At 65.4% G+C, this 13417-nt stretch carries 12 protein-coding genes; 6 read left to right on the top strand and 6 right to left on the bottom strand.

Features of this window, described 5'->3' with window-relative positions; all coding sequences use genetic code 11:
- The first annotated feature begins 157 nt into the window (after window positions 1–157).
- Window positions 158–313, top strand: coding sequence for a Thivi_2564 family membrane protein (locus tag ACQR2C_RS19015; protein ID WP_315804721.1), 156 nt, complete (start codon window positions 158–160; stop codon window positions 311–313).
- Window positions 314–377: 64 nt separating this feature from the next.
- Here ACQR2C_RS19015 and ACQR2C_RS19010 read toward each other — a convergent pair whose 3' ends face one another.
- Window positions 378–2540 (bottom strand): malate synthase G, encoded by a 2163-nt coding sequence (locus tag ACQR2C_RS19010; RefSeq protein WP_434881841.1) that lies wholly within the window; start codon window positions 2538–2540, stop codon window positions 378–380.
- A gap of 1312 nt (window positions 2541–3852) precedes the next feature.
- Between ACQR2C_RS19010 and ACQR2C_RS19005 the strand changes: the two genes are divergently transcribed.
- Entirely contained in the window at window positions 3853–4632 is a 780-nt protein-coding gene (locus tag ACQR2C_RS19005; protein ID WP_315804723.1) for a hypothetical protein, read from the top strand.
- Complete coding sequence (locus ACQR2C_RS19000; protein WP_434881840.1) at window positions 4619–5185, top strand: PIN domain-containing protein; 567 nt, start codon at window positions 4619–4621, stop codon at window positions 5183–5185. Before ACQR2C_RS19005 ends, ACQR2C_RS19000 begins: the two co-directional genes overlap by 14 nt.
- A gap of 11 nt (window positions 5186–5196) precedes the next feature.
- Here the strand turns inward: ACQR2C_RS19000 and ACQR2C_RS18995 are convergent, their stop codons facing one another.
- The 3 genes from ACQR2C_RS18995 to ACQR2C_RS18985 form a co-directional block, all read right to left on the bottom strand.
- Window positions 5197–5589, bottom strand: coding sequence for a hypothetical protein (locus ACQR2C_RS18995; RefSeq protein WP_315804725.1), 393 nt, complete (start codon window positions 5587–5589; stop codon window positions 5197–5199).
- Window positions 5590–5610: 21 nt separating this feature from the next.
- Window positions 5611–6138: a hypothetical protein gene (locus ACQR2C_RS18990; protein ID WP_315804726.1), complete on the bottom strand. Its 528-nt coding sequence runs from the start codon at window positions 6136–6138 to the stop codon at window positions 5611–5613.
- A gap of 462 nt (window positions 6139–6600) precedes the next feature.
- Window positions 6601–7329: an MgtC/SapB family protein gene (locus tag ACQR2C_RS18985; RefSeq protein WP_315804727.1), complete on the bottom strand. Its 729-nt coding sequence runs from the start codon at window positions 7327–7329 to the stop codon at window positions 6601–6603.
- A 369-nt stretch (window positions 7330–7698) separates the two neighbouring features.
- Between ACQR2C_RS18985 and ACQR2C_RS18980 the strand changes: the two genes are divergently transcribed.
- Window positions 7699–8682 carry a cytochrome-c peroxidase gene (locus tag ACQR2C_RS18980; protein ID WP_316177269.1) on the top strand — a complete coding sequence of 328 codons (984 nt, stop codon included), beginning with the start codon at window positions 7699–7701 and terminating at the stop codon, window positions 8680–8682.
- Between the two features lie 27 nt (window positions 8683–8709).
- On the opposite strand, the gene cysC is transcribed toward ACQR2C_RS18980, so the two are convergent.
- Window positions 8710–10626, bottom strand: a complete 1917-nt coding sequence (gene cysC / locus ACQR2C_RS18975) for an adenylyl-sulfate kinase (RefSeq protein WP_434881839.1) — start codon at window positions 10624–10626, stop codon at window positions 8710–8712.
- Between the two features lie 15 nt (window positions 10627–10641).
- Window positions 10642–11436, bottom strand: a complete 795-nt coding sequence (gene cysD, locus ACQR2C_RS18970) for a sulfate adenylyltransferase subunit CysD (protein ID WP_315804843.1) — start codon at window positions 11434–11436, stop codon at window positions 10642–10644.
- A 234-nt stretch (window positions 11437–11670) separates the two neighbouring features.
- Between cysD and cysG the strand changes: the two genes are divergently transcribed.
- On the top strand, window positions 11671–13101 hold the full coding sequence (cysG, locus tag ACQR2C_RS18965; protein ID WP_316216481.1) for a siroheme synthase CysG: 1431 nt from the start codon (window positions 11671–11673) through the stop codon (window positions 13099–13101).
- Window positions 13102–13416, top strand: a complete 315-nt coding sequence (locus ACQR2C_RS18960) for a DUF2849 domain-containing protein (protein ID WP_315804731.1) — start codon at window positions 13102–13104, stop codon at window positions 13414–13416.
- Window position 13417 lies beyond the last annotated feature (1 nt).

Here is a 13417-nt window from a genome sequence, read left to right as displayed (position 1 = left end):
GCATTCGACCGCAAACCGGTAAAAATCTGGATGAGGGGTGGCTCCGTGGAACTACGGAGGCGGCCCAGGGCGCCCACGGTTCCGGGTGCGGAACTACCAGCCCGCGAGCGGGTTAGCTGACCAACGCCAGCGCATCTTTCTCGCCAAGGGGCTCGTCATGCTGATCAGTGCACTCGTCACCTTTCTCGTCGTCATCCTCATTCTCTATTTGATCAACCTGCTGCCGATCGATGGCCGCGCCAAGCAGATCTGCCGCGTGATCGTCATCGTGCTCGGCGTGATCTCGCTGCTCCGCTTCATTGCGGTGATATGATCCGGCATCATGTTACCTCCGACTGATCAAAAAAAGCCCCGGCGGATGGCCGGGGCTTTTCGCATCAGGCGTTTGCCTTCGCTTCGCGGCGCCGCGCCGTGAGAATGTATTCGGTGTAGCCGTTCGGCTGGGTGCGGCCTTCGAACACGAGGTCGCAGGCCGCCTTGAACGCCACGCCGTCGAACGACGGCGCCATCGGCTGATAGAGCGCATCGCCGGCATTCTGCTTGTCGACCACGACGGCCATGCGCTTCAGCGAGTCCATCACCTGGTCCTTGCTGACCACGCCATGGTGCAGCCAGTTGGCGAGATGCTGGCTGGAGATGCGCAACGTCGCACGGTCCTCCATCAGGCCGACGTCATGGATATCCGGAACCTTGGAGCAGCCGACGCCCTGGTCGATCCAGCGCACGACGTAGCCGAGAATGCCCTGGCAGTTGTTGTCGATCTCCTGGCGGACGTCGTCCGGCGCCCAGTTCGAGTTCGACACAGGGATGGTGAGGATGTCGCCGAGCTTGGCGCGCGGGCCGCCCTTGGCGAGCTCGGCCTGGCGGGCGTGCACGTTGACCTGGTGATAATGCAGGGCGTGCAGGGTCGCTGCGGTCGGCGACGGCACCCAGGCGGTGGTGGCGCCGGCCTGCGGGTGGCCGATCTTCTGCGCCAGCATGTCCGCCATCTTGTCCGGCGCGGCCCACATGCCCTTGCCGATCTGGGCGTGGCCGGGGAGACCGTCGATCAGGCCCATGTCGACGTTCCAGTCCTCATAGGCCTTGATCCAGGGCTGCGCCTTCATCTCGTTCTTGCGGATCATCGGACCCGCTTCCATCGAGGTGTGGATCTCGTCGCCGGTGCGGTCGAGGAAGCCGGTGTTGATGAAGACGATGCGCTTCGACGCCTGCTGGATGCAGGCCTTGAGGTTGACCGTGGTCCGGCGCTCCTCGTCCATGATGCCGACCTTCATGCTGTTCTCCGGCAGGCCGAGCATTGTCTCGACGCGCGCGAACAGCTCGACCGTGAGCGCGACCTCGTCCGGGCCGTGCATCTTCGGCTTGACGATATAGATCGAGCCGGTGCGGCTGTTCTTGACCTTGGAGTTGCCCTTGAGGTCGTGGATCGCCAGCAGGCCGGTGACGGCGGCGTCGAGAATGCCCTCCGGCACCTCCTTGCCCTCGGAGTCGAACACGGCGTCGGTGAACATGTGGTGCCCGCAATTGCGGATCAGCAGCAGGCTGCGGCCGTGCAGGGTGAGCGTGCCGCCGGCCGGCGTGGTGTAGCTGCGGTCGCTGTTCAGGGCGCGCGTCAGCGTCTTGCCACCCTTCTCGAAATCGGCCGACAGCGTGCCGTTCATCAGGCCGAGCGTGTTGCGGTAGACCAGCACCTTGTCCTCGGCGTCGACGGCGGCGACGGAATCCTCCATGTCGAGGATGGTCGAGACCGCGGCTTCCAGGATCATGTCGGAGACGCCGGCCGGATCGTCCTTGCCGATGACATGGCTGCGGTCGATCACGACCTCGACGTGCAGGCCGTTGTTGGCGAGCAGGATCACGGACGGCGTCTCCGCCGAGCCCTGATAGCCGGCGAACTGCGCGGCGTCCTTCAGCGCGGTGGCGTTGCCGCTCTTCAGCTTGGCCGAGAGCTGGCCGGCAATGACGCTGTAGGCGGTGACGTCGGTGTGGCTGCCGGTGGCGAGCGGCGCGGCCGTATCGAGGAAGGCCTTGGCCTTGGCGATCACCTTGTCGCCGCGGGCCTTGTTGTAGCCCTTGCCCGCTTCGCTCGGGTCATGCGGGATGGCGTCGGTGCCGTAGAACGCGTCGTACAGCGAGCCCCAGCGCGCATTCGCCGCGTTCAGCGCGTAGCGGGCGTTGGTCAGCGGCACCACCAGCTGCGGTCCGCAGATTTTGCCGATCTCCTCGTCCACATTGGCGGTCTCGACCTTGTGGGTCGCCGGCTCGGGCAGTAGGTAGCCGATCTCCTTCAAGAACGCCGTGTAGGCGCCGAGGTCGAACGCCTTGCCCTTGTTGGCGAGGTGCCAGGCGTCGATCTTGCCCTGCAGGGCGTCGCGGACCGCGAGCAGCTCGCGGTTCTTAGGGCCGAGATCGCGCAGGATCGCGGCCACGCCGGCCCAGAACGCGTCCGGATCGATCCCGGTCTTCGGCGCGGCCTCCTTGGCGATGAAGTCGAACAGAACGGGGGCGATCTTCAGTCCATGGGCGTCGATACGGGTCATGATGAGACGTTTCTCTCTCGGAGGGCGCGGCGTTGCGCGCGAATTGGGCATGCTGAATGGCCGCCTCGAAGGCGGCGTGTGCAGTGCATTTAGCGCCAAAGCGGGAGCCACGGAAGGGGGGGAGGGGTATCGCAGTTGGTCGGGGAGGGCGTCGGTTCCGAGATCGGGGGCGAGGGGCCGATCCTGTCGATCCGGTGTTGCGGAAGCCCGCGGCCCTTGCCCCGGCCTCCGCCGTCATTGCGAGGAGCGAAGCGACGAAGCAATCCAGACTGTCGCTGCGGAGATGGTCTGGATTGCTTCGCTTCGCTCGCAACGACGCCTGAGGTTGCATCTCGCTGCTCATTTGGATCGTGCGCTTGCGAACAGTCGCCAACGTTCTCGCGGCGCCTGTTGGCGTCCGAGCTTTGCCAGTTGAACGCCTCTGCTAACGAGAGGCGCAGGGAAGGCCGGGTGCAGGCTGCACCCATGGCCCGCCTGCAGAAAAAAATGCAGGCGGCAGTCACCACAGGTACGAGCCGGACATCCGGCCTTCCCTGCGCGATGGTCTTACGGTTGCTCCGTGGTCTCCCCGGTGCGCCGGGCTTTCTGGTCACCGTTGCCCGCGCAGCGCGTTGGCGCTGTCGCAGACGTGGCATCAGCGTCGGGATGCCAGGACCCCACGGCTTGGCCGTGCGCCTCGGGACTGTCCGTCGACATGATCGCTCACGCCGCAGCCCAAAGCGCCCACCGCATCCCGCACCCGACGTCCGTGACGGTCGCGAACTGTCCCTCGTGTGGGACGGGATGCGGAGAGATATACATGATTTCCGAAAAAAAGAAAGTAGAATATTTTCGGACAAGGACTGGACAGGGCAAATCAGGTTGAGGGGATTGTGAATTCGGTTTTTCGGAGCAGGCGAATTTGAATAGTGCGCCGTTCATGAAAGTCCGAACGTGCTCCGCTTATCATGAAGTCGACAGCTTCTGACCTCTCAGGATCGGCTACGGCGGAAAACGTATTCGGTCTCTGACGTCGCGCCTTGAAAGCGAGCCGCAGTGCCCCATGAATGGACCCTCTCCCCTTGCGGGAGATGCGAGGTCCCGAATAGTCTCATAAAAACAACGCGATGGACATCCACGGCCCGCCGTTCTGTCCAGGCTGGCCGAGCGCGGGAAAAGCTGTTGATGACGTCGCCGAGCATCGATTCCCCGCCCGTTTAGCGCGTCGCCGGGGACCGGGTCACCCCCGAAAGTCAGTGCGCGCATTGGTGGTATTGTTAAAATCCCTCTGCTTTACTGGGGTCTATACAGGTCTCCCTTCGCTGAGTTCTCCATGGCCACGCCTCGCAAGCGGAAAAGCCGCGCTGACGGCACCGAGCATTACCGGTTCAAGATCGATGCCTATACCCCGGCGACGATCCCGATGGGCCGCCTTGCTCAATACATGAATGAGCTGGCGATCCTGCTCGGCGAGCGCGACTCCGTCCACTTTCGCGGTCTCACCAAGGGCAGCACCATTCTGAACGCGCGCGTTGACCGTGAAGCCGCGCCGAAGGTTCACGATCGTATGGTCGCGGTGCGGGCGGGAGACGCTAACGCTGACGCTCAGCGTGCCTTCAATGCCTTGAACACACTTCTCAGGGCCGACAATGCTGTTGGCGTGTTGCGGGATGCCGCGCCTCGTGGCGCGGTGGTGATCCGCTTTCCCGGCCGCGAGCTGACCGAAGAGAAGTTAACCGTGCGCCAGCAGGGCTCGATCGACGGATTCGTCACCGGGGTGCGCGGCAAGGATGCGACTATCCACGTGACGCTTCAATCAGAAGGTCGGCAGATCAGCGGCTGCGAAACTACCCGCGCTATCGCAAAGCAGCTTGGTGCCAAGCTGTTCGAGCCCGTGCGCCTGTTCGGGCGAGGCCGCTGGGTGCGTGAGGGCGATGGCGAGTGGACGCTTGAGCATTTTCGGATCGAGAGCATTGAGCCTCTGCAGGATGCCTCGCTCGCTGACGCGCTCGCGGCTCTTCGCGACATCCCAACGGAATGGGGTGACGACGCATATACCGAGCTGACCGATGAGCGGAAGGGACGGGGGAGCCGAAAAAATGGTGGTCATTGATTCCACCAACCTGCTGCTGATGCTCCGGCCTGAGACGCGAGTCCCCCGCGGCGCTGACGGAAAGCCGATCGATCGCGCCAAAGAGCGGATCGACTATTTGGTCGCGCGGCTGAACAAGGCAAAATCAAAAATCATCATGCCGACACCTGCGTTGGGTGAGGCGCTCGTAAAGGCAGGAGCTGCGGCCTCGCAGCAGATCGTTGATGAACTGCAAAAGTATGCGGTGTTTAGCATCGAGCCTTTCGATACGCGGGCAGCGCTGGAGGTTGCGGCGATGTCCCGCACAGCTCTTGCAAACGGCAACAAAAAAGCAAACTCAACAGCTCCGTGGCAAAAGGTGAAGTTTGATCGTCAGATTGTTGCCATAGCGAAGGTCCACGGCGTGACTGAAATTTACTCTGACGATAGCGACATTGCTGCTCTTGGCGCGCGTGCGAAGATCAAGGTCATCCGATTGGCAGACTTGCCGCTGCCACCTGAGAAGGACCAGCTCGACCTTCAACTTGAACCGGCGACTGCGGGCGTTGAAGCCATATCCGGCGACGAAGGTTGAGGCGAGTCCGTCTACTCCTTGAGCCAAAAAACGACGACGGATGCCACTTTGGGATCCGGAGTATCCCCCGCATACCAGTCCCACGTCTTGCCATCGTTGTAAGAGATGATGGGGCTTCCGGTTTTGCTATCGCGCCCGTATTTTGGCGCGTCTTCCCCACCGACCAACGCACCGCCTGCATTATAGGCCTTCACGTGCACCTTGTAGCTGCAGCCTTTGTCACCAAGAGGCGCGTGCATGAAGTCGCAGTCTTTTGGCTTGGTGCTCGTCTGAATTTTATCGAAGCCAACTTGGTATTTTACGCCATACCAAAGCGCATTCGTCCAACTGTCCGGAGCAAAGAACCAAAGAGCCGCCAACCCGAAAAGAAAATATACGGCACCGCCATCGTCAGATTGAGCCACGTTTTCAGCTCCCCTAAATAGCTATGCGTCCCGCGTGAAGCCGGCGCAGAGCCAGCCAATGCACCAGAAGCCGAGATAGGCCACGACGGCAATGATGCCGGTGATCATCAACCCGATGCCGAGGTTTGTCACGCCATCGCTTGTCAGGAGGGTCGGCGCTGGCGCGTCGGCGATGGCGATCACTTGGGCGACGGAGTTGTAGGAGAACCTGTATCCACCGGAGCATCCGCCCACGTCATAGTCGAGATCTCTGCTGTATTCGTATTTCGGCTTGAACGTGACGCCACTGCGCGCGAGCCGCGCGATACACTGTGCAGCTTCGTGCTTGTCTACATCAGAGTTGTAACTGTTGATGCCGGCCATAATGGAGGCCGAGACGCCGATCACCACCGTCAGCACAGCGATAACCGCGCCGATCCGCGTGAAGCCGCGAATGAAGCGCGCGCCGGCCGTGAGCGTCAGGCTCGGCTTTTGATAGGGTTTCAGATCATTCATTGATTTTCCCTGCCCCGTGATCGCAGCCTGCATCTCCTTGCGCCGGAATGCCATTGACGGCGCGCTCCAGCTTGGCTCGGCGGTCGTAACGACCGACCACCTTTGAGGCCCGTCGCGGGCCGGTATGCAACCGATGGATGCCGTTATCCCCGGAATACCGCGCGCACAGCTCCTGTCGCCAGCCAACCGAGCCGCCGCCGAGCGTGCGGATGGGCCTGAGATGCCCTCTCCCGCAAGGGGCGAGGGCGCTGTATTGCGTATCGCTGTTGGTCTCATACTGAGGTCGTACGGTGGGCAAAGACGCGCCCGCGCATCGCGCGGGAGCGGCCCGGCCAACATTTGCTTGCTCGGTTTGAGACGGCGGGCACGCGCCGCCGTTTCGGCGCCGCTTTGCCCACCCAACGAATACGAACGAACGCCAGTGCAGCGGACGTGGCCCGCGTGAGCTCTTGTGCGGCTAGTCCTGGATGTCGCTGCGCTCGTGCGGGCTACGGTCGATCCCGGACTACTCCGCCCTCACGCGCGCGACGGCGCCAAACGGAACTCGACGACGTCTTCGGCGCCGGAGAGGTCGCGCGCCATCTGCGCGGTTTCGAACCGGCCGGCGGCCTGCAGCACCAGCTCGAAATGGAATTGGCGCTTCGTCTCGCTGTATTCGTAGCACCAGTCCAGCACGTCGAAGCCATAAGCCCGCATGCATTCGCGCAATTCGGCCTCGCTCGGCTGCAGGCCGTGGCGATAGACGACCGACAGCGACAGCGTGGTCTGGTGCGGCAGCCATTGCTCGACCGCGCCGAGCAGGGTCATCGCAGCCAGAGACAAGGCCGTAGCGCACAGCGCGGTGCCGTAGAGGCCGATGCCGATGATGATGCCGATCGCCGACGTCATCCAGATCGAGGCGGCGGTCGACACGCCGCGGATGGTGAAGCCGTCCTTGATGATGACGCCAGCGCCGAGGAAGCCGATGCCGGTCATCAGGCCCTGGATCACGCGTGTCGGATCGGACACGGTCGGCGACACCGCGATGCCGCCATACCAGCTGCCGGGAAAACCGTTGATCGCCGTCAGCAAGGTCGATGCGACGCAGACCAGCGCATAGGTCCGCATGCCGGCCGCGCGTCCGTGATAGGTGCGCTCGTAGCCCAGCAACAGGCCGACGGCCGCCGCACCCATCAGGTGCAGCAGCAGAATTCCGTTCGTCTCCAGCTCCGCCCTCGACCAATAGGCCGCCAGATGCTCCATCATGCGCCTCGACAGCGTTGCTGCGCGTGCCGTGAACTGTGCGGATGAAGTGCTAATTTCTGCTTGCGGATCGTCCGGCGGCCCGATGGCCAGGCTGGCGTCCAAGAGCGAACCAGCGCACTCCTCCGTAGTTCTTCGGGCAGGATGTGACCACGCTTGGCTGCGGCGATCGCTGTGCGCCGATGTCGCGCGTCATGTCACGAGGCCGACTCGTGGCCGCGCCGCGGACGGCACCTCGGCGAGGCGCTCGCAGGCGGGTGCGATGTTGTCGCTCGATCCCGCCTGCGCCGATTCATTGCCCCCGCACAGTCCCACTTCGGACGTAAAGGCTATCGATAACTAATTGCATCTAGCGGGGTGGGGAGACGCATCATGTCGTTCACTGGGCTGCGGTCGATCGTCCTGTGCCTCGGTCTGCTCGCCGTGCCCGCCCTCGCCGCCGACATGTCGACGGCGCCATACCTTGCGGCGGCTCCGGAAAAGCCGACCTTGCTGCAAATGCTCGCGTCGGCGCTGAAGCCGAAATCCGCGCACCCGGCCGTGCCCGAGTACAGGCCGAGACTCCGCCAGGCCGCGGCGAAGAGGAGGCCGAAGGCCTCAGCACCTGTCGTGACCGAGGAGCCGGTGGCCTCGCCCACTACGGTCGGTGCGGCCGTGGCGGCACCCGCGCAGCTCTCCGAAGTGGAGCTCGCCGCCAAGGGGCTGGAGCTGTTCAACGACGCAAGCCTCTCCGGCGGCGGCAAGGCATCCTGCGCCACCTGTCACTTCTCGACCGGGCACACCAACAACAAGACCTATGTCGGCCTCGACGTGGTCGCCGACGGCGATCCCAACGGCCGCAATACGCCGACGCTGTGGGGCGTCGGCGAGCGTGCGGTGTTCGGCTGGGCCGGCCAGGCGCCGACGCTGGAGGACAGCATCCGCGGCATCATCGTCAACCGCATGAAGGGGCCGGAGCCGTCGCCGGAGACCCTGGCGGCGCTGGTCGCCTATGTGCGCACGCTGAACTATCCGGCCAACTGGCAGGTCAAGGAGGACGGCACGCCGCGGGAGGATGCCAGCGCGGCCGTCAGGCGCGGCTATGAGCTCTATATCGGCGACGGCGGCTGCGGCACCTGTCACCAGCTGCCGAGCTTCGACAAGAAGAGCAAGGACGACATCGGCACCGGCGGCAAGTTCAAGGTGCCGACCCTGCATGCGGCCGCGTCGACCGCGCCGTATTTCCACGACGGCCGCACGGCTTCGCTGCGCGACGCCGTCAAGCTGATGTGGGAGTTCTATGCCAAGAAGATGGAGACGCGGCTGCCGACCGAGGCCGAGCTCGACGATCTCACCGCCTATGTCGGAGCGCTCTGACGCGCCGGACACAAGCGGCATGAGCTCTTAGATGTTGGCGCCGAGATCGGCGATGTCGTCGAACAGCACTCCCGTTCGCGACAGCAGCGCCTCGAGCTCGTCGGTCGCATCGGCGATCCCGCGCGTCGCGGTGTCGATGACGAGCTCCGCATCGAGCGGCGGCTCGTAGTCGGTGCCGATGCCGGTGAAGTTCTGCAAGGCGCCGGCGCGGGCCTTTGCGTAGTGGCCTTTGGGGTCGCGGCTCTCGCAGATCTCGGCGGCGGTGGCGACGTAGACCTCGCGGAACAGGTCGCCGGCCACGCGGCGCGCGGCCGCGCGGTCCTCGCGCGCCGGCGACACCGCGGCGACGATCGCGATGTGGCCGTTGCGGGCGAGATGGGTCGCGACCTCGGCGAGGCGGCGGATGTTCTCGGCGCGGTCCTCCGGCGTGAAGCCGAGATCCTTGTTGAGGCCGGCGCGCAGGGTGTCGCCGTCGAGCAGCACGGGCGCGCCGCCGCGGCTGAACAGCCGCCGCTCCAGCGCACGCGCCAAGGTCGACTTGCCGGCGCCGGGCAGGCCGGTCATCCAGACCACCGCGCCCTTGTGGCGATAGCGGTCGGCGCGCTCCTGCGGCTGCAGGGCCGATTCCACCGGCATGATGTCGACCGGCGCGGCGCGCTTGCCGGCTGCGATCGACAGCACCAGTCCGCCGCCGGCGATGCGGCCCTGCACCTCGATGACGAGGCGGCCGGTGCGCGCATTCTCGGTGTAGGGATCGACGGCGACCGGCTGGGTCAGCGCGATCTCGATCTCGCCGACATGGTTGCGCGCGATCGACGCGTTCTGCTCGTTGGACAGCGAGCCCGGATCGACGGCTTTCTCGATCGCGACCACGCTGCCGCGCGCCTCGCGGGTGCCGAGCCGGACCAGAATGTTGTCGCCCTTCGCGAGCGGCTGGTCGTGCAGCCAGAAGATGCGGGCGTGCAGCCGGCGCGCCGCCTGCGGCTCGCGGCCGACATGGGCGATGACGTCGCCGCGCTCGATGAACAGCTCGCGGTCGAGGGTGATGCCGACCGAGCGGCCTGCGCCTTGCGGCGTGGTCACGGGGGTCTGCGGCCAGCCCTCGACGGTCTTGATCTTGGCGATCTTGCCGGCCGGCATGATCACGATCTCGTCGCCGGCGCGCAATTCCCCGGCCTCGACGCGGCCGGCGACGATGCGGCGATCGTCGAACTTGTAGATCGCCTGCACCGGCAGGCGCAGCGGCAGGCTCGACAGCGGCTTGGCCGGCTCCAGCCCATCGAGCGCCTCGACCACGGTCGGGCCGTCGTACCAGCCGATCCGCGACGTCAGCGCGGCGACGCCATCACCGTCGCGCGCGGAAATCGGGATCACGGCGACCGGCTTGACGCCGAGGCCTTCGAGATGCGCCGAGATCTCGGCTTTGATCGCATCGAAGCGGTCCTCGCCGAAATCGACACGGTCCATCTTGTTGACGACGACCGCCACCTGCTTCACGCCGAGCAGATGCAGCAGATAGCCATGGCGGCGGGTCTGGTCGCGCACGCCCTCGAGCGCGTCGATGATCAGCACCGCGCCGTCGGCCTGCGCGGCGCCGGTGATCATGTTGCGCAGGAATTCGGCATGGCCGGGCGCGTCGATCAGCACGACCTCGCGCGCATTGGTGCGGAAGCGGATCTGCGTGGTGTCGATGGTGATGCCCTGGTCGCGCTCGGTCTGCAGCGCGTCGAGCAGGAACGACCATTCGAACGGCATGCCGCGGCGGGCCGAGACGGCCTGCAGCATTTCGAGCTTGCCCTCGGGCAGGCTGCCGGTCTCGTGCAGCAGGCGTCCGACCAGGGTCGACTTGCCGTGATCGACATGGCCGACGATCACGATGCGGACCTGGGGACGGGTGGTGCCGTTCGGTGTGGCGGGAGCGGCGGCCGGGACTCTCATGTTCATTGCCTCAGGCTCCGCTCACAGATAGCCGGCGACGCGCAGCCGCTCGAAGGCGTCCTCGGTCTCGTGGTCGAGCGCGCGTCCGGCGCGCTCGGGCACCTTGGTGCTTTCGAGCTCGGCGAGAATCTCGGGGATGTTCGAGGCGGTGGACGCGACGGGGAAGGTGATGTCCTGGTCTCCGAGCGAGCGATAGCGCTTGCCGTTCTTCGAGAGGTACAGCGGGATGATCGGGATGTTCTCCCGCGCCGTGTAGGCCCAGATGTCGGCCTCGGTCCAATGCAGGATCGGATGGATGCGCAAGTGAGCGCCCTGCGGCGGCGAGGCGTTGAAGTGATCCCAGAATTCCGGCGGCTGGTCGCGCACGTCCCAATGGCCTTCGGCGCCGCGCGGCGAGAACACGCGCTCCTTGGCGCGCGTCGCCTCTTCGTCACGGCGGATGCCGGCGATCAGGCCATCGAAGCCGTGCTTGGCGAGCGCCATCTTCAGGCCTTCGGTCTTGCGCGCAGCCGAGCGCGCCGCGGGCGGCAAGGTCGGATCGACGGCATCGATCGGCGGGCACGGCTCGATCTTCAGGTCCAGGCCCCATTCCTTCGCGTAGGTGTCGCGGAAGGCGTACATCTCCGGAAACTTCTTGGCCGTATCGACATGCATGGCCGGAAACGGCACGCGGCCGAAGAACGCCTTGCGCGCCAGCCAGATCATCACGTTGGAATCTTTTCCCAGCGACCACAGCAGCGCCAGCTTCTTCAGCCGTGCAAAGGCCTCGCGAAGGATGTAGATGCTCTGCGCCTCCAGCTCATCGAGATGGTCCATCGTCGGCGCGGCGTTGAGGACGCGCGGCATGGAAGATGCTTGCTCGATCTCGGAGGAGGGCAACCGATCTCTGGAAACGTCGTTGGTGAGAATGTGCATGCTATCAGCCATCGCCTGCCTGGGAGAAAATTCTATGGCGAAGCCAAGGAATAATTTTCTCTTTACGTCGTAGGTGAGACACTTATATAGAAAATAATTCCAGTCAACCCCGAAGTGCCGAAGCTGAAGAACGCAATGCAATATCTGCCGGTGTTTCTCGACCTGAAGACCGGCCCCGTGCTGCTGATCGGCGCGGGCGAGCTCGTGCGCGCCAAGCTTCGCGTGTTGCTGTCCGCGGGCGCGCGGATTCGTTGGTTCGCCACCGACGGCGACTTCGATCTCGCGGGTCTGCGCGATGAGCACGGCCAGATCGAGCGCGCCGAAGGCGACCCGCTGAGCGCCGATCTCACTGGCGTCATCGCCGTGCTGTGCGCGGGCGCCGGCGACATCGGCGTGGCGATGTCGGCGCGGGCACGCAGCGTCGGTCTGCCCGTCAACGTGATGGACGACCTCGCGCATTCCAGCTTCATCTTTCCGGCGATCGTCGATCGCGGCGATGTCGTCGTGGCGATCGGCACCGGCGGCTCGTCGCCCGTCGTGGCACGCCGCGTGCGCGAGCGCATCGAGGCGCTGCTGCCGGCGCGGATCGGCGAGCTCGCGGGCTTCATCGGCGACTTCCGCAAGACCATCAATCCGCTGATTGCGGAGATGCCGCTGCGCCGCCGCTTCTGGGAGCGCATCGTCGACGGCCCGATCGGCGCGCTGGTGCTGGCGGGGCGCAAGCAGGAGGCCGAGGCGGCGCTGCACGGCATTGCCGATCCCAGTGCTTTTGCGGGCGCCGATCATGCCGGCCGCAGCAACGGGCATGTGACCCTGGTCGGCGCCGGTCCGGGCGATCCCGATCTTCTGACCATCAAGGCGCTGCGGGCGCTGCAGGACGCCGACGTCGTGTACTACGACGAGCTCGTCACACCCGAGATTCTCGACCGCATTCGCCGCGATGCTTCGCGCGTGCCGGTCGGCCGCAGGGTCGGCAAGCCCGGCATCGGCCAGGATGCCGTCAACAAGCTCTTGATCGAGGCGGCGCGCGAGGGCAAGCGCGCGGTCCGGCTGAAGGGCGGCGATTGCTTCGTGTTCGGCCGTGGCGGCGAGGAGGTCGACGCGCTGCGCAAGGCGGGCGTGTCCTACACCATCGTGCCCGGCATCACCGCCGGCCTCGGCGCCGCCGCGCAGTTCGAGGTGCCCTTGACCTTCCGCAGCAAAGCGCTGCGCATCACCTTCCTCACCGCGCACAAGGAGCGCGATGCCGAGGCGGTCGACTGGTCTGCGCTGACCGACACCAAGATGACCGTCGTCGTCTATATGGGCATGACCGCGGCGCCGGCGGTGCGCGCGGGGCTCCTCGCCGCCGGCCGCTCGCCGCAGACGCCGGTCGGCGTGTTCGCCAAGGTGACGCGCCCCGATGCGCAGGCCGCGGTCGGCACGCTCGATCAGTTGCCGGATCTCGTCGGCCAAATCGATGGCGGCCCGGCCATCCTCATCATCGGCGATGTCGTGGCGCACTCCGCGCCGTGGCGTCAGCAGACCCTCAGTGGCGTGATCGCACAACTCCTGGAACCCGTCTGAATGACCTCCCCGCTGCAACAGAAGATCAAGATCGCCGGTCCCTCGATCATCACCGCGAACCGGACCTGGGACGGCGCGGTGATCTACCGCACCGGCGCCAAGAGCTGGTCGGATGAGCTCTCCGATGCGGCCATCGTGCGCACCGCCGACGAGGCGCGCGCCCTGCTGACCGAGGCGGTGGCCGACGATCTCGGTGCGATCGGTCCCTACATCGCCCCGGTCGAGGTGGGCGCCGACGGTGCGGTCAAGCCCGGCAACATGCGCGAACACATCCGGCTGACGGGCGCCTCCATCGCGCTCCCGGCTCAAGCCTGAA

It is taken from the genome of Bradyrhizobium sp. HKCCYLRH3061, assembly GCF_051168015.1.
Classification (GTDB): Bacteria; Pseudomonadota; Alphaproteobacteria; order Rhizobiales; family Xanthobacteraceae; genus Bradyrhizobium.
Note: the sequence above shows the minus strand (reverse complement) of the source record. Positions and strands in the feature narration are given on the sequence as shown.

Coding starts and splice junctions, on each gene's coding strand:
- ACQR2C_RS19015 (WP_315804721.1), top strand. CDS start 158: ATGCTGATCAGTGCACTCGTCACCTTTCTCGTCGTCATCCTCATTCTC.
- ACQR2C_RS19010 (WP_434881841.1), bottom strand. CDS start 2,540: ATGACCCGTATCGACGCCCATGGACTGAAGATCGCCCCCGTTCTGTTC.
- ACQR2C_RS19005 (WP_315804723.1), top strand. CDS start 3,853: ATGGCCACGCCTCGCAAGCGGAAAAGCCGCGCTGACGGCACCGAGCAT.
- ACQR2C_RS19000 (WP_434881840.1), top strand. CDS start 4,619: ATGGTGGTCATTGATTCCACCAACCTGCTGCTGATGCTCCGGCCTGAG.
- ACQR2C_RS18990 (WP_315804726.1), bottom strand. CDS start 6,138: ATGGCATTCCGGCGCAAGGAGATGCAGGCTGCGATCACGGGGCAGGGA.
- ACQR2C_RS18985 (WP_315804727.1), bottom strand. CDS start 7,329: ATGATGGAGCATCTGGCGGCCTATTGGTCGAGGGCGGAGCTGGAGACG.
- ACQR2C_RS18980 (WP_316177269.1), top strand. CDS start 7,699: ATGTCGTTCACTGGGCTGCGGTCGATCGTCCTGTGCCTCGGTCTGCTC.
- cysC (WP_434881839.1), bottom strand. CDS start 10,626: ATGAACATGAGAGTCCCGGCCGCCGCTCCCGCCACACCGAACGGCACC.
- cysD (WP_315804843.1), bottom strand. CDS start 11,436: ATGGACCATCTCGATGAGCTGGAGGCGCAGAGCATCTACATCCTTCGC.
- cysG (WP_316216481.1), top strand. CDS start 11,671: ATGCAATATCTGCCGGTGTTTCTCGACCTGAAGACCGGCCCCGTGCTG.
- ACQR2C_RS18960 (WP_315804731.1), top strand. CDS start 13,102: ATGACCTCCCCGCTGCAACAGAAGATCAAGATCGCCGGTCCCTCGATC.